Source organism: Shewanella vesiculosa, from assembly GCF_009994065.1.
GTDB lineage: Bacteria > Pseudomonadota > Gammaproteobacteria > Enterobacterales > Shewanellaceae > Shewanella > Shewanella vesiculosa.
Window position 1 is genome coordinate 37,300 of record NZ_JAACSD010000012.1, and the last position, 22,401, is coordinate 59,700.

Sequence of the window (22,401 nt, forward strand, 5' to 3'; positions counted from 1 at the left end):
CGTTCAATAAACCGACGTTAAAAGCGGGTTATTTGTCCAACTATAGGCGTTTAGGAAAACTCCTGATAAAGTAACCAAAAACACCTAAACTCCCCTACATATTTAAAGGCTATTCAACCGGAATTATATTCGTTTCTCATGCATTACTCTGGTGACATTAACGAAACAACTTAAGATAACCAATTAATAAATATGATCAAAACCTTATTCATCATCTTACTTTGCGGGATGCTATCCGCCTGTCAACCTGTTGATATTCATGAGGTTGATATTGCAGCGCCTGCCCCAAAACGGACCGTACTCAAGGTTGGGACATTATATGGTCCACAGATTTATTTAAATTCAGATCAGGGTGAAAGCGGATTCGACTTTGAAATGGCCCAGCGCTTTGCCGATTATTTAGCCGTGCCGCTAGAGATGATCCCATACACGAATCGCAAACAATTATTTGCTGCGTTAAAAGAAAACAAGATTGATATTATTGCTGCTGGCATCGCAAAAACTCCCAACCGCAGTCAACAATTTAAACTTGGACCGACCTTATATAAAGTTAATCAAGTATTGGTGTATCGAGAAGGTACTCCAGAACCCAAAGATATTGGCACTCTGTCGGGTGAAATTACCGTGATGGCGAACTCATCTTCGGTCAATACCTTAACTAAGCTGCAAAAAGACTATCCTGAATTGATGTGGAACCAAGTTAATGACAAAGACAATGAAGAACTGTTTGCATTAATCGCCAACGGAGAATTGAACTACACCATTTCAGATTCAAATAGTTTATTGATCAACCAGCGTTTTTTACCTGAGTTACGCGCAGGAATGATTTTAGAAGAAAAAGTTGAAGTTGTGTGGCTGTTACCGCCGAGAAATAGTGACCGCTTAATGAGCCAACTCCTGGCCTTTTGGCATCAAGAAAGACGTGCCGGCACCCTTGAACATTTAAACGAAAAATATTTTGGTCATGTGAAACGTTTTGACTATGTCGACACACGAGCCTTTATTCGTGCCATTGACAATATCCTCCCTGAATACCGTAGTTTTTTTGAGCAGTATTCAGGTGAGTTAGACTGGCGTAAATTAGCCGCTGCCAGTTATCAAGAGTCACATTGGAACCCAAGCGCACGCTCACCAACTGGTGTCCGAGGTATGATGATGTTGACCCAACCGACTGCGGCTTATGTTGGTGTAGATGATCGCTTAGATGCAGAGCAGAGTATTCGTGGTGGTGCATTTTATTTAAAAGATATGATGGACAGATTGCCAGACAGAATTCCTGAAGCTCAACGGATTTGGTTCGCTCTGGCATCTTATAATATCGGTTTAGGTCATGTTGAAGATGCGCGACGGTTAACAGAGTCAATGGGAATGGATCCCAGTGCATGGCGTGACGTCAAAAAAGTATTACCTTTGCTGCAGCAAGCTAAATATTACAAGCAAACTCGCTATGGCTACGCTCGCGGAAGTGAAGCGGTGCATTATGTCGACAGTATTCGTCGTTACTACGACACCTTAGTTTGGATTGATAATCAAACCAAGAAAATTGATGTTATCCAAGATCAAGTTGAAGTGATTGCAGAAGAGGCGGCAGATAAAACCAAGGTATCAGCACAATAATTGTGCTATCGATGGGGTTATCGTCATCAAGCTGACCGACAATCGTCATCAATATAAGGTAGTATGGAACCGAATCTGTCGTTAGAAAGCCTACTGTAAAGTATGCTGTTTATCAGTAACCTCAATGAGGTTACCCAATATGAAAGGATCACGATATGAGAAGAAGAGCGATAAGCAATACCATGTCACGACGTCGTGTCATGCTTAAAGTACACAAAACCCGTATTCAAAATCGTCAACGTGCACATTTTTTGTTGGTACAAACCGAATCATAATCTCACGTTAACCACAGAAAAATATGCCACTCAATCAGTTGAGTTTCTCTCTAACTTTTTGAGTGCTTTTTTTTCTGCCCTCCGCCGCTTAAAAAAAGCGCTTAATTGTGAAGCGCACTCTTCTGCTAACACACCTGATGTCACGTCAAGCTGGTGATTAAAAACAGGGTGTTGCAGCAAATTGATTACACTACCCGCCGCGCCGGTTTTTAAATCATCGGCACCGTACACCACTCTAGCAATACGACTGTGGATCATGGCACCTGCACACATAGTGCAAGGCTCTAAAGTGACATACAAAGTAGTGTCGAGCATACGATAATTTTCTAATACCTTACCCGCTTGGCGAATACACTCCATTTCAGCATGAGCTGTAGGATCATGATTTAAAATACTTAAATTACAGCCACTGGCAATTAACACATCATCTTTTACCAATACGGCACCGACAGGCACCTCACCTTTTAATTCTGCTTGTTCAGCTAGTTGCATGGCTAACCGCATCCACTTTTCATCAATGGCTTGCTGAGTGTCATGCTCAATATCAGTGATGGAGTTGGTGTTGGCAGCAAGGTCTGCCTTTAAAATATTTGTCACTCTACTGCCCTAGGTCATTGTCATACAGGCTTATTATAACCTGAATTTTGCATAGCAAATGGTATCAAACACCCCTTTTTTTACCCCGCTAGAAGGTATCTACTGCCATAAAGTGCTATCACTAAACTAGGATTAGGCAGTCGTTTTGATAGCGCAGGTGCTGCTATAACTCGCCCCCCGCAATCTTGAGTATAAAACACGGCTTAGCGTTGACTAAAGACTCGACGAGTAACTCCCCAGACAATAGCGGCAATGGTGCCAAACAAACCGAGAAACATGACCCAAGCTCCGAGACCAGCTTGTGGCGGCATCTCACCACTCATCGTTGAATTAAATGGCTCTAATACCATAGCGAGCGTGCCAACCACCACCAATACAGCGCAAGCCATAAAGTAAAAACGGCCATGATCTTTTTGTAAAGTCTTGCGGATAGCGAATGTTAAACAACTCAAATACAGTATTGCGAACAGTGCTATGTTAATTAACTCCCCTGTTGTCCATACATTAGGGTCGCTTGCTATATCAGAGGGCATTATTTATCGATTCCTGTTTGCTGTTGTGGGTGAATGATTGCATTAGCAGTATTAAACGTTCCTTCTGCCCAGCTATAAGCTGCAAAACAGGGGCTTAGTCCTTGAAGGTTGCAACTTGTGCCATGGTGCTTGAGCACTAATACTGCCGTACCGCCGAGTGTGATAACCGCACTGTCTTGGGCAAGAAACTGGAATTGTTTATAGCTCTTGTCATCATCCGAAACGAATGCATTAATATAATGTCCGCCTGTTCCACCAACGAACAGCGTGGCAGAACTTGAGCAACTGAATGCGCGGGTGTCGATGATAGGATCACTGATACCGTCTTGATTGAAATCTGCGTAAAATTGAATGCCACCATCCACAACCTCGAATATGCCGTTGTCTAATGCTGCACATTCCGATTTGGCAGCCTCAAGAAAGGCATCTAGAGTAGGTTGAAACCGCTTTGGGATCTCTTGTGCTGATGCCATTGCCGGGATCAGTATGGTTAAAGACACCAAAGTCGCTATTAATTTTTGTTTTATCATTGGTTGCATAAGTCTTAATTTTCCAATTCAGGCCATTGATGGTGACGTTAATTTAGCTAAGCGGGGTGAGATAACCCACACCTAGACTTCGTTCGCAGTGAAGTGATAAATCAAAGCCGTATCCATTGATTGCCGCTTCAGTTTGAGGCTAAAAATAGCTCTATACCAGTGTCAATATTCAAAATAGCTCCCTTTGTTCAGGGGTTCAGCGCGGACCTGAGCAAACCTATGTTTCAAAGCATGACACGTCCCAAAGCGCTGCAAATCCTTGGCAATGTAACACGGGCTGAGTCCATGAGACAGCACTCTATACATAGATTAAATTATATATAGTTCATGTAGATACCATTAATTAAACCTGTCGTAATAAAACTTAATTATGTGTGAAAGGCTAACCGGAAAACCATTATGTTTGGCTGAAAGTCACTGATGGATGATTAGCAAGATGTTGGATATACCACATGAGCAGTAGGACACTGAAGATACCAAGGTAACGAAAAATCATTCCCAGAGTCATATTCTATTAGAGCGGCTTGGTGCGAATAAAAATGTTCAGAAAATAAAAATAAAAATAAAAAAGCCCATAAAAATATGGGCTTAAATATCACTTATTGCAAGTTAGTACTCGCTATTGTGTGAGATGACATTATTCCCACTCAATCGTTGCTGGCGGCTTACCTGATATGTCGTACACCACTCGTGAAATACCATCGACTTCATTGATGATGCGGTTTGAAACGCGACCTAAGAAATCATATGGTAGATGTGCCCAATGCGCGGTCATAAAGTCGATAGTTTCTACCGCTCGTAGCGATACAACCCAATCATATTTACGGCCATCACCCATTACGCCTACCGAGCGAACGGGTAAGAATACGGTAAAGGCTTGGCTCACTTTATTATACAAATCAGCCTTGTGTAGCTCTTCAATAAAGATAGAGTCTGCACTGCGCAATAAATCACAATATTCTTTTTTCACTTCGCCAAGTACACGAACACCTAAACCTGGTCCAGGGAACGGATGACGATAAAGCATGTTGTAAGGTAGGCCTAATTCCAAACCAATCTTACGCACTTCATCTTTAAATAACTCACGCAGTGGCTCAACTAAACCCATCTTCATATCGGCAGGTAGCCCGCCAACATTGTGGTGCGACTTAATCACATGAGCTTTACCGGTTGCACTGCCCGCTGATTCAATCACATCAGGATAAATAGTGCCTTGAGCTAGCCATTTAGCATTCGCGCATTTCTTTGATTCTTCATCAAAAATCTCAACAAACACCCGACCAATAATTTTACGCTTAGCTTCAGGTTCTGCTTCGCCAGCCATGGCATCTAAGAAACGGTTTTCAGCATCAACGTGAATAATATTGAGTCCGAAATGATCGCCAAACATTTCTAACACTTGGTCCGCTTCGTTTAAACGCAATAAGCCGTTATCAACAAACACACACGTTAGCTTGTCACCAATCGCGCGGTGAAGCAGCATCGCCACCACTGATGAGTCAACACCACCTGATAAACCAAGAATAACTTCATCGTCACCGATTTGCTTTTTAAGGCGCTCAATCGCATCTTCAATAATTGATGATGGTTTCCAATTGGCTTTACAGGCACAAATTTCCAACGCGAAATGCTCTAGCATGCGCTGACCTTGACGAGTATGAGTCACTTCAGGGTGGAACTGAACACCGTAAAAACCTTTCTCTTCATTTGCCATCGCGGCAAACGGACACGTAGCTGTTTTAGCAACGGTCACAAAACCTTCAGGAATAGCGGAGACTTTATCACCATGGCTCATCCACACATCAAGCAGTGGTTTGCCTTCAGCACTGACAGCATCTTCAATACTTTTGAATAAGGCTGACGTGGTTTGCAATTCAATTTGAGCATAGCCAAATTCGCCTTCACCCACGCCTTTAATGACTTTACCACCAAGTTGTTCAGACATGGTTTGCATGCCATAACAAATACCTAATACAGGTACTCCAGCAGTAAAGACATATTCTGGAGCTCGAGGAGAATTGTCTTCTGTAACACTTTCTGGGCCGCCGGCTAAAATAATACCATTTGGGGCAAACTCACGAATTTGCGCTTCGCTCACATCCCAGGCCCATAACTCACAATACACACCAATTTCACGGATACGACGCGCAATAAGCTGAGTGTACTGAGAACCAAAATCGAGGATTAGAATCTTATGATCGTGAATATTACTCATGGGTAACCTTTACATATTGATTAAGTGTAATACCCCGTATCACATCGATACGGGCAAATTAACGCTAATAACAGAAGGACGACAAATGTCGTCCTCACAGTAATTATGAACCAGAACGGTAGTTTGGTGCTTCTTTGGTAATGGTCACGTCATGAACATGAGACTCACCCATACCTGCTGAAGTCACTTTTACAAACTGTGCTTTTTCATTTAAATCTTTAATGGTGGCACAACCGGTTAAGCCCATGCATGAACGTAGGCCGCCCATGTGTTGATGAATAATTTCTTTCAACTTACCTTTGTAAGGCACACGACCTTCAATACCTTCAGGGACTAACTTGTCGGCAGCATTGTCGCTTTGGAAGTAACGATCAGATGAACCTTGAGTTTGGCCCATTGCGCCAAGTGAACCCATGCCACGGTATGATTTATATGCACGACCTTGATAAAGTTCGGTTTCACCTGGAGCCTCATCAGTACCAGCGAACATAGAACCGGCCATAATGCATGATGCACCCGCAGCGAGTGCTTTAGCTAAATCGCCAGAGAAACGGATACCGCCATCAGCAATCACAGGAATGCCTAACGCAAGCACAGCTTCAGCTGCATCAGAAACTGCAGTAATCTGCGGAACGCCAACACCTGTCACAATACGAGTCGTACAAATTGATCCAGGACCAATACCAACTTTAACGGCGTTAACACCAGCTTCTACTAACGCAAGTGCGCCTGAAGCGGTTGCAACGTTACCACCAACAATTTGTAAATCTGGGTATTTAGCTCGAGTATCACGAATACGCTGTAATACGCCTTCTGAATGACCATGAGATGAGTCAATCAATAATACGTCTACACCCGCTTTAACAAGGGCATCAACACGCTCTTCGTTACCAGGACCTGCACCAACCGCAGCACCAACACGTAAACGACCTAATTCGTCTTTACATGCATTTGGCTTGCGCTCAGCTTTTTCGAAATCTTTAACAGTGATTAAGCCTTTAAGTTTGAAGTTACCGTCAACCACTAAGACTTTTTCAATACGATGAGAATGCATTAATTTTTGCACTTCATCGAGCTTGGTGCCTTCAGCCACTGTGACCAAACGATCTTTTGGGGTCATCATGTCAGCAACGGTTTTGCTCCAGTCGGTTACAAAACGTACATCACGGCCAGTAATAATACCCACCAGCTCGTGCGCATCATTAACGACGGGATAACCGGCAAAACCATTACGTTCTGTTAATAAGCGTAAATCGGTTAAGGTGGTTGCTGGCGTTACAGTGACGGGATCTTGAACAATACCGGCTTCATAACTTTTAACTCTTCGGACTTCTTCGGCTTGCTGCTCAATACTCATATTTTTATGAATAAAACCTAAACCACCTTCTTGCGCCATCGCGATAGCAAGGCGAGATTCAGTCACAGTGTCCATAGCAGCAGACACAAGTGGAATATTTAATTCGATTTTATTGGTTAAACGAGTTTTAAGAACCGCGGTATTAGGGAGTACAGTCGAGTGGGCAGGAACTAACAATACATCGTCAAAAGTTAGTGCATCTTTCAGTAAACGTAGCATGGCAACATCTCCCTAGTTGAGTAGGATTTGGGTGAAATATTGCGGCGAGATTATACCTTGCATATTGCAGTTGGTAAATGGAAAATAGATTTTTATTAACGTTAGAATGAGAATATTCATGAGTGCCACAAAAAACAATGTTTATAGTGTTTCGCAATTAAATAGCGAAGTGCGGCATATTCTTGAAGGTCAAATAGGTAAAATTTGGCTAAATGGCGAAATTTCAAACTTTTCATCGCCAAGTTCAGGGCATTGGTATCTGACTTTAAAAGACGCTCATTCACAAGTTCGTTGCGCGATGTTTAAGGGCCGTAATCAATCGGTGCGCTTTAAACCCGTCAATGGTCAACAAGTCTTAGTTAAAGGTGCCATTAGTGTCTATGAGCCTCGTGGTGACTATCAATTACTGCTGGAGTCGATGCTCCCGGCGGGTGATGGATTACTGGCGCAAGAATTTGAAGCGTTAAAGCTTAAACTGGCTGCTGAAGGTTTGTTTGCACTAGAAACCAAACGCCCTATTCCAAATAACATTCAACGTATTGGGGTTATCACCTCGGCAACAGGCGCGGCACTGCGAGATATCTTGCATGTGTTAGCACGTCGAGATCCCTCTATTGAAGTGGTTATATACCCAACTCAAGTTCAAGGTGCAACGGCCAGCCACTTAATCTGCCAAGCAATTGTCACTGCCAATCAACGCATGGAAGTTGATGTGCTGTTGCTTACCCGTGGCGGCGGATCATTGGAAGATTTATGGTGTTTTAACAGCGAACATTTAGCCCATGCTATTTATAACAGTGCCTTACCCATTATTAGTGCCGTCGGCCACGAGATTGATACCACTATTAGTGATTATGTTGCCGATGTGCGTGCACCAACCCCGTCAGCTGGTGCCGAGTTATTATCAAAAGACAAAGGTAATAAAACTGAAAAATTAGCCCTGCTGTTATCACGCTTGCAACAGGGTATGAAACATTATCAATTACAGCAGTATGGTCGATTAACGCAGTTATCTCATCATCTACAACGTCATGAGCCACAACGTAAACTGCAACAATTTGAACAGCGATTTGATGAAATGCAAATGCGCCTAGAAAATGCCTTACAGCATAAATTCAGTCGCTTAACATTGCGCCATCAGCAATTGCATAATCGCTTACAACAACGTTCACCTATTAATACCCTAACCTTAGAAAAACAGCGGCTTGGATATTTAATTGAACGTTTTAATGACGCCAGCAAAGACTGCTTTAAACAAGCTGAATTACGGCTTACACAAGCAGCACATAAACTTGATACCGTCAGCCCACTGGCAACACTGAGCCGGGGTTATTCAATCACAAGTACCAATGATCATGTCGTTGAAAATGCCAATCAGTTAAGCAATGGTGATGTGATTCATACTCGGTTAAAGCAAGGAAGTCTCACCTCAACCGTGACAGATATCTCTACCAAATAAACAACATGATCTCGATGAAAAAATGGTGCGCAAGGACATAGCGTGAAACAGATAGATTATCGGCAATACAAGGATGATGAGTTACTCGATGTTGAGCGCAACATTAATAAACAAGCTTTTCCTGAACGATATAAGCAATTATGCGACGAAATATCTCGACGTAAAAAACTTGGCTGTTTTAATCTTAAGCCTCAATTAAAAGAAAATGGGTTCGACCGAGATTACTGGCGAAGAAGCGAAATTATTTTTGAATTTTCCACGATACCAATAGTTTGGCGTATGACTTTTGTCGGAGCTTACTTGTTGGCGAATATAGCGGTATTAGCATGGGTAATGCCTCACTATTGGGTGAGTTCATTAGATAATCTACATCGATATAACATCACAGTTGATCAAATTGAATGTCGTAGGGACGCTGTTGAAAATCAACAAACCGGTGAAATCAATGATTTCTATGACATTGTCATTTCGGCTTATCCCAATACTTTTGTTGCACCAAATTTGCACCGTTCAAAATGCAAACAAATTGCCGCGACATTAACATCGGGGATGCGGGTATCGATTTGGCAACAAGATGAATTGATTTATCAACTGCAAATGAATCAACAAATGTTGTTGTCGTATGATTATATGGCACCAAAGGTGAGAAATTTCCGCACAAGAGGCCAATTGGTATATTTTTTCATCCTATTTGGTCTAGGAATATTGTCATTCAAATCACTTTATAATGCTTTTATTCCAGGTACATTCAAGCAACAATACCGCGGATATGTTGACTGAACCCGTAGCGCATCACATATAAAAATGCCATCTTACGATGGCATTTTTAACGCTTACTAACGGGTTTACTTACCGATTGGCGTTAATACAATTTCTACACGACGATTTTGCGAACGACCTTGCTCGGTAGAGTTGCTCGCAATTGGGCTTGACTCACCCATACCAGTAGAAGATACACGTGAACCACTGACTTTTTGGCTAGTGATATATTGTGCAACTTCACTCGCTCGTACTTGTGACAAACGTAAGTTATAAGAATCTGAACCTGAACTGTCGGTATAACCAATTACATTCAAGCGAGTGTCATCATATTCTTTGGCCACTAATACAACGCTGTTTAATACTGATTTAGCGCGTGCACTTAATACAGTTTGATCAACCGCAAAGGTCACTTCATTAGGCATGTTTAGTACAATGTTGTCACCGTTGCGAGTTACACTCACACCAGTTGATTTTAGCTGTTTACGTAATTCAGCTTCTTGCACATCCATGTAATAACCAATACCACCACCAACAGCAGCGCCAGATGCAGCACCAATTAAAGCACCTTTACCGCGATCACTTTTGCTTGATGAAAGTACACCAATAGCAGCACCAGACAGAGCGCCAATCATAGCACCATTAGTCGCTTTCGTGTTTTCTGATTCGCCGGTATAAGGATTAGGTAATTGGCAACCTGACAACAAGAGCGCCGAACCAATTAATGAACTGCATAATAATGATGTATTTAATTTTACTAACATACTCACTCCTAACGACTTATCCATCATGGATAAGTGAAACTGACACAATAAAAACTAATTAAAATCAAAAAGGTTAAGTATAACTCAGAAAAGCTTAAGGCTTTCGTTATATTTTATTAATAAAACGTCTACGCAAACCTATCACTCCGGCAAGCAACGCAATGCTTAACCAAGATAAGGTCCCGCCAGAATGTTCCGTTTCGATATAGACCTCATCAACATAAACCGCATCTCGATCACTACTTTCAAGCGGCAGAGCATACAATGCATTAGATTGATCACTACTAATCGTTGCGACAGGATCGGCATACCCCAACTCATATAAATCGATCAACACATCATAATGATCGGTTTGATAGCCATTAGCCAATGTCGTCAGCACTTCATAGTCATCATGGCTAGAGTCTGCATGTAAGGTGAATACATCGGTTGAGTAGTAATGAATCCAGGGACCACCATCTTGACTCAAATAGAGTTCTGCAAACACATCGGCCTGAATATCGCCCGCACTGCTATTTATATCTGCATCAAAAGTCACGCTAAAGGTTTGATAAAAACCGTCGTAATCGTAATCTTCCAGTAAATATGAATTGGCACCGTAGAAGGAGAAATCGTAGTAAACCACCTGATTCTGCTGCGCTAATACTCGTTTTTGCTGGTTTTCAGCTGTGGCCGCAGATTTTTTATTTTTAGCCAGCACCTGTTCGCGAGTCATTTTTACCTTGATGTTGCCATCAAGGTTTTGCAACTTAGCTTGTTCATGTAACACCATCATCCTAGCTTGCTTATCGGCATCAGACTCTGGGGTTTTAAGGTTAATGCTCCTTGCTTGGCTGTAAGTCCCAAGGCCTTGTTCAGCTATGCGCTCGGCGCCTTGTGCTACAGGCGAGCTCAACCAAAGCGCACTGGCAACACATAAGCCTAAGCCCCATTTTATTTGGGTATTCATTACCGATATCTGGGCTATGTTAGTTTTATTATGCTTCATGTTCATTCCTCGCTGTCTTGATATTGAGGCCATTAAAACCTAATGGAAATGAACATAAGCTGAACATAGGCTAATCATAACAACCAAAACAATCAGCTATTTATGCGCGACTAGCAAGAAACCTCAAGGTGTCTGTAAATGATTCAGCTAATGTTCATCTGTCAGAACGTATACTACGATGACAAATCAGCTATTTGTGCCTATGGCTATTTTATCGATTAGGTTAAGTAGATGTTTCTATATAGAAAGGGATCTTTTACACTGGCAATACTGAGGTTATTAGGGATCACAATATGCAGCGTATGCTCAACATAAATGCCATCATGTTCGGCCTAATATTAACGATACTGTCACTCACGTCGGTACCGTCTTATGCGGCATGGTATTCATCGCCCCATGCTAGCCACTCTCCCGGCCCTAATAATAATCGCCAAAACAATAATCAGAACAGTAACCTCGTCGTGGCAAGTGCTCAACATGCGGTACAAATAGCGCAAAGTCGTTATTCTGGCAAAGTGTTAAAAGTACAATCGGCTAACGTTAATGGACATGCTGGGTATCGGATTAAACTACTCACCAATGATGGGGTTATTTTCTATGTATTAGTCGATGCCACCAATGGCGCAGTGACAAGGAACTAACCCATGAGATTATTATTAGTCGAAGACGATTTAGCCTTGCAACAGAACATCAAACAACACCTTATCGAAGCGCAATATACTGTTGATGTCGCCAATGATGGCGAAGAAGGGTTATTTCAAGCTCAAGAATATCAATACGATGTCGCCATTATCGACGTCGGTTTACCAAAACTCGATGGCTTGTCATTAATCAGCCAATTACGCGAGCAAGACATTAGCTACCCGATAATCATTTTAACCGCTCGAGACAGTTGGCAAGATAAAGTAGTTGGATTAGATGCCGGTGCCGATGATTATTTAAGTAAGCCATTTCAACTCGAAGAACTGGTTGCTCGCATTAATGCGTTAATTCGCCGTTCGGCAGGTAAAGCAAGCCCTATTATCCAAAATGGTCCCTTTAGTATCAATACTCGCAGTTTAGAAATTAAACAGGGCGAGCAAATCATTAACCTCAGTGGTTCTGAATACAAACTGTTTGAATACCTAATGTTGCATCCAGGTTCAGTGCATTCAAAAAGCCGTTTAATTGAACATATTTATGATCAAGATTTTGATTTAGACTCGAATGTGATTGAGGTTTTCATTCGCCGTTTACGTAAAAAACTCGACCCTGACAATCAGTACCAATTAATTGAAACGCTCCGCGGTCAGGGCTATCGTCTGCGCCAATTAGACCCAAATGCATAATCTACTCAACTCGCTTAAAGTTCGCATTGTTGTCAGCGCCTTATTGTTAATATTGGTGTTGCTGCCGATTATTGGCATGACAGTAAACAATGCCTTTGAGACCCAAGTGAATGTCGCCGCCAAAAATCAATTAAAAGCTTATATTTACTCGGTCTTGGCCATGGCCGAAGTGGAAAATAACCAATTACAAATGCCGTCACATTTACTCGAAAACCAATTTAATGTCATCGGATCAGGTCTTTATGCGTTAATCACCACCAAAGACAATCAGCTATTGTGGACCTCAAATTCATTTTTGGGCCTAAACACGCCCATTAATCTGCCTAAACCAGCAACGGGCAGAAGTACCTTCGACTCGATCATGATTAATGATAAACCTCAGTTGATATATAGCTTTAGCGTGAGTTTTACCACCAGCGAACAGCCTTTTACCATGACGCTACACATTATAAAAAATAAACAGGAATACCTTCAACAAATCCAAAAATTCTCTAATACCTTATGGACTTGGTTACTGATCTTAACGGCCCTATTGTTGATAGTGCAATTGAGCTGGTTATTATGGACTCTAAAACCCTTGGGGAAATTTAGCCAAGAACTGAGTGCAGTAGAGCAAGGGACATCGATGCAGCTAAGCACCCACTACCCTGTTGAGCTGCAAAAAGTCGCTAAGCAATTAAACACCTTATTACAAACCGAACAAAATCAGCGTAAACGCTATCGTAATGCCCTGGCCGATTTAGCCCACAGTTTAAAAACCCCTTTGGCGGTAATGCAAACCCAAGCTAACTTAAGCGAGGCCTCGCTCGAGCAAATTAACCGCATAAATCAAATTATTGCCTATCAGCTTAGGCGCGCACAAAGTGCTGCGGGTAGCGCGTGGCATTTGGGGATCAGTGTTGACAGTATAAGCGTGAGATTAGTTAGAACCTTAACTAAGATATACCAACAGCAACAACTCAGCATTGATTACCAAGGCGATCACAATGCACGTTTCAAAGGTGATGAAGCCGATTTAACAGAAATGCTCGGCAATGTGTTAGACAATGCCTGTAAAGCCGCAAATGCCCAAGTAAAACTAACGGTTAAGCAAGGGCCTAATAGCCTTCTGATTAGTGTGGAAGACGACGGTGCAGGAGTACCTGAAGACAAGCAGCAGCAAATTTTCGAACGAGGCATACGCGCTGATACATACGATCAAGGTCATGGTATTGGCTTAGCGATTGCGCGCGACCTGGTCGATAGTTATCACGGTAAGCTTACCGTAAGTCAATCGACCTCATTGGGCGGCGCCAAATTTGCATTTGAATTTACGCATTAGTGTCTAATAATCTGATGAATAGATAACTCATTTCTAGCTAAACCTGACTATATATTTTAACTCTCTCGGTTAGCCTTCAGCTTATGTTCATCTTCGGCTCGTTATGATTGGCTTAACAGTCATTAATGACACTGGAGATAACATGAAAAAAGCCATTCACGCACCCGCTCAGGCGCTACTTGCCTTAGCTCTGGTTTGTATGCCATTAACAAGTGTGCAAGCGGCGCAGCCAACTAATAACCTCACTTACACAGCTGCAGATGATGCGGTCAGTGATGCTGAGTTGGCACAAATGCTTGCGCCTATTGCGCTATATCCAGACAGCTTATTAACTCACATCCTCATTGCGTCAACATATCCATTAGAAATTGTTCAAGCTAAGCGTTGGTTATCAAACCAAGGCGATCGTGATACTAAGCAAATCATGATAGAGGTCGAGTCACAAGACTGGGATCCAAGCGTCAAAGCCCTAGTGGCATTTCCCAATGTACTGCAACGCTTAAATGATGACTTAGCCTGGACACAAAGCGTAGGAGATGCCTTTTTACAAGACGAAGGCCGCATGCTAGATACCATTCAGTCGCTGAGACAACAAGCCGATAAGGCCAATAACTTAGCCGACCTTGAGCAAGTCAAAGTGTCGCGGGTTGAGCGTCGGATCATTATTGAGTCGGTTCGCCCTGAAATTGTCTATGTACCTTATTACGACAGTCGCATTGTTTATGGTGATTGGCGCTGGAACCGTTACCCGCCCGTTTACTGGAGTGCACCAGCTTATGTGCACTACCGCCCTAACCACAGCGCTATTTACTGGGACACCGGCGTACACATCAGTTTTAACTTCTTTTTTAGTGGTTTTCATTGGCATGACCGCCGCGTTATAGCCGTACCTGTTCATCAAAACTACCGTTACTACACACCACGGAAAATAAGTTACAGCCATGGTGCACAACATTGGCAACATAAGCCTAAACATCGCAAAGGTGTGGCGTACCACAGCCAAGTGATCAGCAAACGTTATAATGGCCATTATGAAAAACGTAACCAGCAAGTAAGTTATTCACGCGAGCCTAAGCGCCAGCTAGCCAATGAGCCACGCCATTACTCAACCAAGGTGAACGATCAACATAATCAAGTCAATTACGCTAAGCAGGACAAGCATAGTGACAAATCAGCGCTTAAAAGTGTCAATCGCAATGATGCTGTTGAACACAGAAGTACCCAACTAAAACGCGAATTAAGTCAGCAACGTCAACCAGTTGCACAGGTAAAATCGTTTGATCGTAAAGGCGAACCAATGAAGTCAAGCTACAGTCGTCAGCGCGATGTGGCCCAAACTGGGCCTAAATATGAGGCAAAACCGGTCGCAAATATGACAAGCAAACCGCGCACTCAAGAGTTACAACAAGCTCAGCGTAATACTCGAGTTGAAAAAGTACGTGAACCGCAGGTTAACACTATGCGCAATCAACAACAGCAAGTGAAACAAATACGCACAAATGAACCAAAGAGACAGCAAGTGCGCGATACATCCCGCTCCACATCTCAGCAAGTTACACGATCGGTTAATCAGCAACGTGATAATTCATCACATCGCACAAGCCAATCAAGGGATATAAAGCCATCAAGAGAAAGAGAGTAAGCACTTAATCGATTGCGAAAAAAACAACATGAGCAAAGTGTGTTTGCCATGTTGTTTTTTAAACTAACGTCATCAAAATTAACGATATTGAACTAAACTCGTGGCAATACGATACACACATCAAGCCCATGAGGATCGACCTGATTAAAGATCAACTCCCCATGATGTAAGCTGATAATGTGCTGGCAAATAGACAAACCTAGACCCGCTCCTTGAGAAGCATTTTCATCAACACGATAAAATCTATTTTTGGCTAAGGCTATCTCCTTAGCAGACATCCCACGACCTTGATCAAGCACACAAATCATTGTGTACTCATCATCCTGAGAAGCCTTAATGGTAATTAATGATTCCGCAGGACTGTATTTGCAGGCATTTTCAATAATATTTTTCAGGACTAACTCAAGGTAAAACGCATCGGCGTTAATGGTCATGTCCGCAGGAATATCAATATGCCATTCATAATCAGCAATCACGTGTAATAACTGATTTATCACGTTATCAATGATGTCTTGTAGCTTACAATCTGTTTGATTTAACGCTTCAATCGCATCAACCCGCGACAACAGCAACAACTGCTCTACCATATGATTAATACGGTTTACGCCCTCACCTATGGCTTCTATATAGGCCAAGGTCGCAAGTTGAACATCAGGGGCTTGGCTTGACAATACATCACTTAAGCCGTCGCTATGTAACTTAATAATCGCTAACGGTGTTTTCAGCTCGTGTGCAGCGTCTGCGCTAAAACGACGCTCACGGATCATCGTCTCGCTAATACGCTGCAAATAACTGTTAAGTGCTTTTTGTGTCGACGCTAACTCTGTTGGTAACGTGAAATTGATTGGGGTTAGGTCTTGGGCAGGACGATTGTCTAAATGACGTTCTAATAATTTTACCGGTTTAAATAGGTAGTAAGTTAACGCCAACATAAAAAACATCATGATCGGCGTAATGATCAATGGCGAGCGCCAAGTATTACTGATGATTAATGATACTAACTCCTGTCTGACATCATCACGCTGTGCGGTAACAATCCATACCTGCTGCGGCAATGAAAAAAAGCTGTATACGTGCCATAAATCATTACCGATACGACGAGTATCATAACCTTGAGTAAAGTTAGTTAATAGTTGATCGCCAGAACTGTCAGAGTAAGCCAGTAACTGCCCGGTGCTAGACAGTAATTGAAATGACAACTTATGCTCATAAGATAAGGTAATAGGGTTAGCTTGTTCGGCAAATGTGTCGACTTTCGAATCATCAACATGGAACAGGATAGGCTTGAGAACAAGCTGAGCCAATTGCGCTTGCGTTAGATGATCAACATAAAACTTTTCTAGCATTTTCGAAGTTTGGATCATCTGCGCATCAAATAACTCTTCAACTTCATGCGTCGCATCACGGGTGCTCAAGATGCTCGAAAACGTCACGGTGAGGACAATCCCCACCAGCATGAGCAAACTTAATAATAATCGTAATGAAAACATAATGTCCTATGGTATTGAATAGCATCATAGCGCAATTTAGGTGTGACGCTGTTTACTGACGACTTGTCACGAAAAAGATTATACCGTTTCCGTTAAAATGTAGCCTATACCACGTACAGTTTTGATTAATTCGGTGGCAGTTTTTTTGCGTAGGTGATGAATATGCACCTCGATCGAATTACTGCCGACTTCATCCCAACCATAAGTTAATTGTTCAAGTTGATTACGGGTTAATACCCGTCCAGCAGATTGAGCAAACTCGAGCAATAATTGATACTCGCGCCGAGAGAGTGACACTAACACGCCGCGAAAATGTACTTCACAGCGGGCAAAATCAATATTAAGCGCGCCATAACTAAATTGATTATTGTCTAGACCATGCTGGCGTCGAATAATAGCGCGTAATCTTGCAATAAGCTCTCTGACATCAAAAGGTTTACTTAAATAATCGTCTGCGCCAATATCTAAACACATCAAACGTGTATCAAAATCAGTATTTGCAGTGAGTACAATAATCGGTAACGAGATACCGTTACGACGCCACAGTTTTAGTAAGTCCGCGCCATTGCCATCAGGCAACCCCAAATCGAGAATAATCGCGCTAAAATCTTCATTATTCAGGGCTACCTCCGCCTGCTTATAGGACGGCAGATGATCAACCTGGATACCTTCTTTGGCCAAACTCAGCATCACGCCTTGGGCGAGTAGTTTATTGTCTTCAACCAGTAACACGCGCATGATGACTTATCCCCTAAATACCTTAAAATCGACACCTTGCTGCTGTAAAAACGCTTCAGCATCTGGCCCTTTTAACATCGACATCGTGGCTAACATTCCCGCCATAACACAATTTGGCGCGAGTACAGTAACCGATAATGGCGCCTGTTCTATCGGATAACCATTTTGAGGATTAATAATATGCCCATAACGCTTACCGTTCACTTCTATATAACGTCGAGTATTGCCGCTGGTCGCGAGAGCACCCTGACGGATAGTTAATAGTGCAGCAGCATTATCAAGCTTCTGCGGGTTTTCAATCCCCACCTGCCAGCCATCCGCTTTGGAGACCGGACAAGCAATATCACCACCAAAATTAACTAATACCGAGGTATCAGGCCAACGTTGAGCCAATATATTTGCGGTGCGATCAACGGCATATTCTTTACCGATACCGCCAAAATCGACACTCATGCCAGCCGGCATATGAACGCTAGTGTTAGTCAATGTAATACGTTCAAAACCAACTTGATCTAAGGCTTTATCAATCTCAGTTTGTAGCGGTACACAATGGCTGCCATCAAAACGCCATAGGGCCATTAATGGGCAAGCGCTGATATCAAATGCTGTCTCGCTTAATTGAAAACATTGTTTAGCAAAGGTAAATAAATGAAGGGTTTCGGCATCAATGACTGTTGTGTCACCTTGAGCATGATTTAACTGCCACACCACATTACCTTCAATAAAACGACTAAATTTATGTTCTATACGCTTAGCTTCATCATAAGCAATATTGAGCATTTGCCGAGCAACATGCTCGTCATTCACCGCCATTAACAATTCGCATGGGCTTGCCATAGCGTTAAATGAACCTAAAAAGCCCCAAGGACGAGTCTGTAAGCTCATCGCCTCTGGGGCTTTTAACACTGTAGTTAGCCGTTTATGCACGTAAAGTGACTCGTTTTATGGATATAACATCCATCTTAAAACGAATAACTCACTTGAGCTACAATTGCCTTCACTGCTGGGAATAAATCATAGTTCTGTAACTGACCCGGTAATTGCGTACCATTATTTTCAGGATTTTGCTGATAATACTCAATACGATAACTTAACTCATGTCCACCGGATAAACGCTGACCAAACTTAAGCCCGATGGTATAAGCCGTCATATCACCAATACGATAATCTGCGCTGGCATACTCAGGTATGGCATCGCCACTCATTAAGAATGGTCGATAAAACTCAGCAGCCTGCTGTTGGTAATAACGTAAATGTAATTGTCCGTAGATGCTTGGGCTAAAGTAATAGCGATAATGGGTTTCTAACGTATGTGATTGAATATCCCAATCGTCAGTACTGTAACGATATGAAAAATCGACTACACCAGAATCTAAAGCACCTTTGGTAAGTAAAAACACACTGTGTTTCAAGCGTGAATCAGGACGATTTTCATAACGGTAAGCTTGTGTTTGGCCATTAGCATCAACTTCACTAAGAATTTTATACGGGTCAGTCATGTAACCAGACACACTGGATAAACCATAGTTAGCCTGCATTAACCAATTACGATTAATAATCTGAGTGACACCGAACATAATATCGCTCGTTTGCTTAGTATCATCACCCGCTAAACGAGTTTGATCAAATGCGGCTTGATAATCGGCATCACTGGCATAATTACCCCGAAACACCATTTGTGACATGGCTACTGGGCGACCGCCAACAGGATCAACCACATCATTACTGAACGCGCCAGACAACGACACCGTCGTGTTGTTTTTATTGAAGCTGCGCTCAAGGCCCGCATTAATCCCCATAGAGAGGTAATCGAACTCTTTAGAGCCGTACACACCGACATTACCCGTCCAATCTTGGTTAAGCACTTCTTGCCAATTAGCGCTTAGCTGTACCCGGGTATCGTGAAAGGTATCGTCAAGCGGCGTTTCACCTGAGCTAACGGTATATTGGCCGTCGCCTGAAGGACGAGTAAAGGTTTGGCTTTCGTCTTGGGCAACCGCACCAGAAGCCGATGCGCCTGTTAAGCTGTCGACTACAATTTTCATGTCTAGGAGTGAAGTTTCGCCAAAGGCTTTTTGCACATTACCAATGGCTTCTGCAGCTTGCACACGGTCTTGCTCACCATAATACATAATGGCAGCATCGACTTTCCAATCATCATTTGCAGGAGTAGCTTCAGCAGCACTCACCTGTTGATTCAGTAGACTGCAGCTTGCTAACGCCAATGCACTGGCAATATTTTGCTTAGATGTTAGTTGCATCCACAACCTCCACCCGCTAATGAACGCCCACCGCTGGTGCCTTCTTTACTGAAATAAATATGGTCATCTAAGGCAAGATCGAGTTTTTCGCTGTTTAAGGCCATGTCAGCTCTGGCTAATTGATCTTTTTCCCAAGGTTGTACACCTAGGCTTGAACATCCAGCCAAACTACTGACAATGGCTAACGCCACTGCCGCCTTGGCTAAGGGTTGATAAAACGCTTTCGTCATGAGTTTACTCCTGTAACAACATTTGGATTTCTTGCTCGTAGGCGGGGGTATTTTCGGTAAAAAATCCCATGTGAGTTTGTACCAGTTCACCTTTACGGTTAAACATAAAACTACTTGGCATTCCTTGTAACTCAAAGGCTCGAGCAATATCGCCCTCAGGGTCAAAGCGAAGATTAAATTTTCCCGGTAGCTTACTCAGAAACTCATGCGCTAATGCGCTGTCAACATCAAGGTTAATCGCTACAACCTCTAGACCTTGCTGTTGATATTTAGCTTGCATGGCATTCATCCAAGGGAATGATTTGCGGCATGGGCCACACCATGAAGCCCAAAAGTCGACATAAACGACCTTACCGGCAAATTGTTGCAAACTGACAGACTGCCCTTGCAGATCCATCACTTTATTATCTAATGACGGAGCAGCATAAGCAGTAACACTGACTCCAAGGCTTAACGCCAAACTTAACGCGGCAATGTTAAACTTACTTAAGCGTGAAAATAACTTTTTTGACATCATATTTTTGCCTACTGACTGAATATAGGACAAAGTAAGTTACCAAGCTTAAGGTTTACTTAAGTAAACAGATCGAACAATTTAAAAAGCTGGCCAAGGCAAATGCTGCCTCGACCAAACAATTGTTAAGGTTAACCACCAATCATCTTCGACACTAAACCTTTCTCATGACCCGATTCAGCCACTAAAATACCCGCTAAATGTAAACTGATAAAAGGAATGAAATACCAAAGTGCCAGTACATGTATTGTTTCAGCCTGTCCTTCTATTGATTCTGGGCCAAATTTAAGCAACAAACCGGTTGTAACTGACAAGGCGACACCCGCATAAAATAGCCAATAGACCCACGCTTGAAACTTTTGTTTAGTGGTTGCTTGGCGCGAAAAAGGTGATGTGTAATGCAGACCAAATTTAGCCATATAAATAAAACGCGCTAACACAAATACACTGACCGCATAGCCGAAATAAATATGCCACTGAAACATAACACCACGAATACTTCTTGCAATGCTCACCGCTTGCTTATCAGTAATGATGACATCAATTTTGGCTAAACCTTGATGAATAATCGCGGCCATATGGTTTTTCTCCATCCAGCCAAGTCGCAATAAAACTGTTAATAGCATGACCATCATAGTCAACGCGAGCCCCCAGTGAATGAGACGATGAAGCAGTGGGAAATTAGTCTGTGTTTGCATATAAACCTCGATAGGATTGCGATAATGCGGCTATTATTACGCCGAAATCTTAACAATTACTTATGAATAACAATAATCGAAAAATATTCTAAAACATGACATTATGACAGCATAAAACATTGAAAGAGGTCACACGTGACAACTATTTTGATTAAATATCGCCAAATAGTGTTATTTCTAGCCGGTCTAGGGACTTCATTAGGTGGACTGTATACTTTGTTTCCCCAATGGGCGCTGGAAAACCTAAACCAACTGCCCTTCTTTGCCAGTGATACAATTTTCATTCAGCATTGGGGCTTTATGGTATTAATGGTGGGATGCAGTTTTTTTATTGCAATGTTTCGCTCAGATTGGGTCAAACCAGTATTTTGCATTGCGCTAATTGAAAAGCTGTTTTTTATTAGCTTAGTATTGAGCAATGCCAATCAACCTTTTGTCGATGGATTTTGGTCATCAATGGTAATGGACATGATTATATGTACTTACATCGCCGCTTACTTATGGTGGTGTCGAACCGCCAGTGAGTTAACGTCTTAAGATAGGCAAACTCAATTTAATCGAGCTTATCTGCCGCTGCCGCGACATCGCATTTTTTACAAATAAGGATCATGCCTAATTGTTGTTGTCGACCTTCTACCGTCGTCACCCAGGGGCGAACAGTCCAAGGTGGATTATGGCGTACATGTTGAAAATGGCCACAGCCTAATTCTGCCACCCAATGCTGCTCTTCATCCAGGTGATAACCGATAATTTGTTGCTGCATCCTCGTTCACCTAATCTTTAATAGCAATGCCAATAGCACGGTTAACACCGACAAAAAAGCCTGAACAAGTCAGGCTTTTTGAGCGATAAATAAC

Annotated in this window: 23 protein-coding genes; 8 read left to right on the forward strand and 15 right to left on the reverse strand. The window is 42.4% G+C overall.

The features are described from left to right. The first annotated feature begins 192 nt into the window (after positions 1 to 192). Positions 193 to 1,617, forward strand: a complete 1,425-nt coding sequence (mltF, locus tag GW828_RS13585; RefSeq protein WP_124016870.1) for a membrane-bound lytic murein transglycosylase MltF — start codon at positions 193 to 195, stop codon at positions 1,615 to 1,617. Positions 1,618 to 1,922: 305 nt separating this feature from the next. On the opposite strand, the gene tadA is transcribed toward mltF, so the two are convergent. The 5 genes from tadA to guaB form a co-directional block, all read right to left on the reverse strand. Further along, positions 1,923 to 2,480 carry a tRNA adenosine(34) deaminase TadA gene (gene tadA / locus GW828_RS13590; protein ID WP_182698058.1) on the reverse strand — a complete coding sequence of 186 codons (558 nt, stop codon included), beginning with the start codon at positions 2,478 to 2,480 and terminating at the stop codon, positions 1,923 to 1,925. Positions 2,481 to 2,692: 212 nt separating this feature from the next. Next, complete coding sequence (locus GW828_RS13595) at positions 2,693 to 3,022, reverse strand: hypothetical protein (RefSeq protein ID WP_182754800.1); 330 nt, start codon at positions 3,020 to 3,022, stop codon at positions 2,693 to 2,695. Then, positions 3,022 to 3,561 (reverse strand): hypothetical protein, encoded by a 540-nt coding sequence (locus GW828_RS13600; RefSeq protein ID WP_273057963.1) that lies wholly within the window; start codon positions 3,559 to 3,561, stop codon positions 3,022 to 3,024. Before GW828_RS13600 ends, GW828_RS13595 begins: the two co-directional genes overlap by 1 nt. Positions 3,562 to 4,198: 637 nt before the next feature. Beyond that, a complete protein-coding gene (gene guaA / locus GW828_RS13605) occupies positions 4,199 to 5,776 on the reverse strand; it encodes a glutamine-hydrolyzing GMP synthase (protein ID WP_273057964.1) in 1,578 nt (525 codons plus the stop codon). Positions 5,777 to 5,879: 103 nt separating this feature from the next. Continuing rightward, entirely contained in the window at positions 5,880 to 7,352 is a 1,473-nt protein-coding gene (gene guaB / locus GW828_RS13610; RefSeq protein ID WP_124016866.1) for an IMP dehydrogenase, read from the reverse strand. A 118-nt stretch (positions 7,353 to 7,470) separates the two neighbouring features. Here guaB and xseA point away from each other — a divergent pair, with 118 nt between their 5' ends. Further along, positions 7,471 to 8,811 (forward strand): exodeoxyribonuclease VII large subunit, encoded by a 1,341-nt coding sequence (xseA, locus tag GW828_RS13615; protein WP_273057965.1) that lies wholly within the window; start codon positions 7,471 to 7,473, stop codon positions 8,809 to 8,811. Positions 8,812 to 8,853: 42 nt separating this feature from the next. Further along, positions 8,854 to 9,591 carry a hypothetical protein gene (locus tag GW828_RS13620; protein WP_273057966.1) on the forward strand — a complete coding sequence of 246 codons (738 nt, stop codon included), beginning with the start codon at positions 8,854 to 8,856 and terminating at the stop codon, positions 9,589 to 9,591. 65 nt (positions 9,592 to 9,656) lie between these two features. Here the strand turns inward: GW828_RS13620 and GW828_RS13625 are convergent, their stop codons facing one another. Beyond that, positions 9,657 to 10,334: a YiaD family glycine zipper/OmpA-like lipoprotein gene (locus GW828_RS13625; protein WP_124016863.1), complete on the reverse strand. Its 678-nt coding sequence runs from the start codon at positions 10,332 to 10,334 to the stop codon at positions 9,657 to 9,659. Positions 10,335 to 10,440: 106 nt separating this feature from the next. Beyond that, positions 10,441 to 11,322 carry a choice-of-anchor H family protein gene (locus GW828_RS13630; RefSeq protein ID WP_273057967.1) on the reverse strand — a complete coding sequence of 294 codons (882 nt, stop codon included), beginning with the start codon at positions 11,320 to 11,322 and terminating at the stop codon, positions 10,441 to 10,443. Between the two features lie 293 nt (positions 11,323 to 11,615). Between GW828_RS13630 and GW828_RS13635 the strand changes: the two genes are divergently transcribed. From GW828_RS13635 to GW828_RS13650, 4 genes are all read left to right on the forward strand, one after another. Next, a complete protein-coding gene (locus GW828_RS13635) occupies positions 11,616 to 11,963 on the forward strand; it encodes a PepSY domain-containing protein (protein WP_273057968.1) in 348 nt (115 codons plus the stop codon). Between the two features lie 3 nt (positions 11,964 to 11,966). Next, positions 11,967 to 12,650 carry a response regulator transcription factor gene (locus tag GW828_RS13640; protein ID WP_124016861.1) on the forward strand — a complete coding sequence of 228 codons (684 nt, stop codon included), beginning with the start codon at positions 11,967 to 11,969 and terminating at the stop codon, positions 12,648 to 12,650. Next, entirely contained in the window at positions 12,643 to 13,971 is a 1,329-nt protein-coding gene (locus tag GW828_RS13645) for an ATP-binding protein (protein WP_273057969.1), read from the forward strand. The genes GW828_RS13640 and GW828_RS13645 overlap by 8 nt, the downstream gene beginning before the upstream one ends. A gap of 142 nt (positions 13,972 to 14,113) precedes the next feature. Beyond that, the gene (locus GW828_RS13650; protein WP_273057970.1) at positions 14,114 to 15,613 is read left to right on the forward strand and encodes a DUF3300 domain-containing protein; all 1,500 of its coding nucleotides are present in this window, start codon (positions 14,114 to 14,116) and stop codon (positions 15,611 to 15,613) included. Positions 15,614 to 15,705: 92 nt separating this feature from the next. On the opposite strand, the gene GW828_RS13655 is transcribed toward GW828_RS13650, so the two are convergent. The 7 genes from GW828_RS13655 to GW828_RS13685 form a co-directional block, all read right to left on the reverse strand. After that, positions 15,706 to 17,103, reverse strand: a complete 1,398-nt coding sequence (locus GW828_RS13655) for a sensor histidine kinase (RefSeq protein ID WP_124016859.1) — start codon at positions 17,101 to 17,103, stop codon at positions 15,706 to 15,708. Between the two features lie 78 nt (positions 17,104 to 17,181). Continuing rightward, a complete protein-coding gene (locus GW828_RS13660; RefSeq protein WP_124016858.1) occupies positions 17,182 to 17,841 on the reverse strand; it encodes a response regulator in 660 nt (219 codons plus the stop codon). Between the two features lie 6 nt (positions 17,842 to 17,847). Further along, positions 17,848 to 18,726, reverse strand: coding sequence for an FAD:protein FMN transferase (locus GW828_RS13665; protein ID WP_273058022.1), 879 nt, complete (start codon positions 18,724 to 18,726; stop codon positions 17,848 to 17,850). Positions 18,727 to 18,803: 77 nt separating this feature from the next. Then, positions 18,804 to 20,102: a DUF3570 domain-containing protein gene (locus tag GW828_RS13670; RefSeq protein WP_182741991.1), complete on the reverse strand. Its 1,299-nt coding sequence runs from the start codon at positions 20,100 to 20,102 to the stop codon at positions 18,804 to 18,806. After that, positions 20,093 to 20,332, reverse strand: coding sequence for a DUF4266 domain-containing protein (locus tag GW828_RS13675; protein ID WP_124016856.1), 240 nt, complete (start codon positions 20,330 to 20,332; stop codon positions 20,093 to 20,095). The genes GW828_RS13670 and GW828_RS13675 overlap by 10 nt, the downstream gene beginning before the upstream one ends. 4 nt (positions 20,333 to 20,336) lie before the next feature. Continuing rightward, positions 20,337 to 20,846, reverse strand: a complete 510-nt coding sequence (locus GW828_RS13680) for a TlpA disulfide reductase family protein (protein WP_404716469.1) — start codon at positions 20,844 to 20,846, stop codon at positions 20,337 to 20,339. A 131-nt stretch (positions 20,847 to 20,977) separates the two neighbouring features. Continuing rightward, the gene (locus GW828_RS13685; RefSeq protein ID WP_124016855.1) at positions 20,978 to 21,544 is read right to left on the reverse strand and encodes a cytochrome b/b6 domain-containing protein; all 567 of its coding nucleotides are present in this window, start codon (positions 21,542 to 21,544) and stop codon (positions 20,978 to 20,980) included. 135 nt (positions 21,545 to 21,679) lie between these two features. On the opposite strand from GW828_RS13685, the gene GW828_RS13690 reads away from it, so the two are divergent. Beyond that, entirely contained in the window at positions 21,680 to 22,081 is a 402-nt protein-coding gene (locus GW828_RS13690) for a hypothetical protein (protein ID WP_273057972.1), read from the forward strand. Positions 22,082 to 22,097: 16 nt separating this feature from the next. Here GW828_RS13690 and GW828_RS13695 read toward each other — a convergent pair whose 3' ends face one another. Further along, positions 22,098 to 22,307: a DUF3565 domain-containing protein gene (locus tag GW828_RS13695; protein WP_124016853.1), complete on the reverse strand. Its 210-nt coding sequence runs from the start codon at positions 22,305 to 22,307 to the stop codon at positions 22,098 to 22,100. Positions 22,308 to 22,401: the final 94 nt, after the last annotated feature.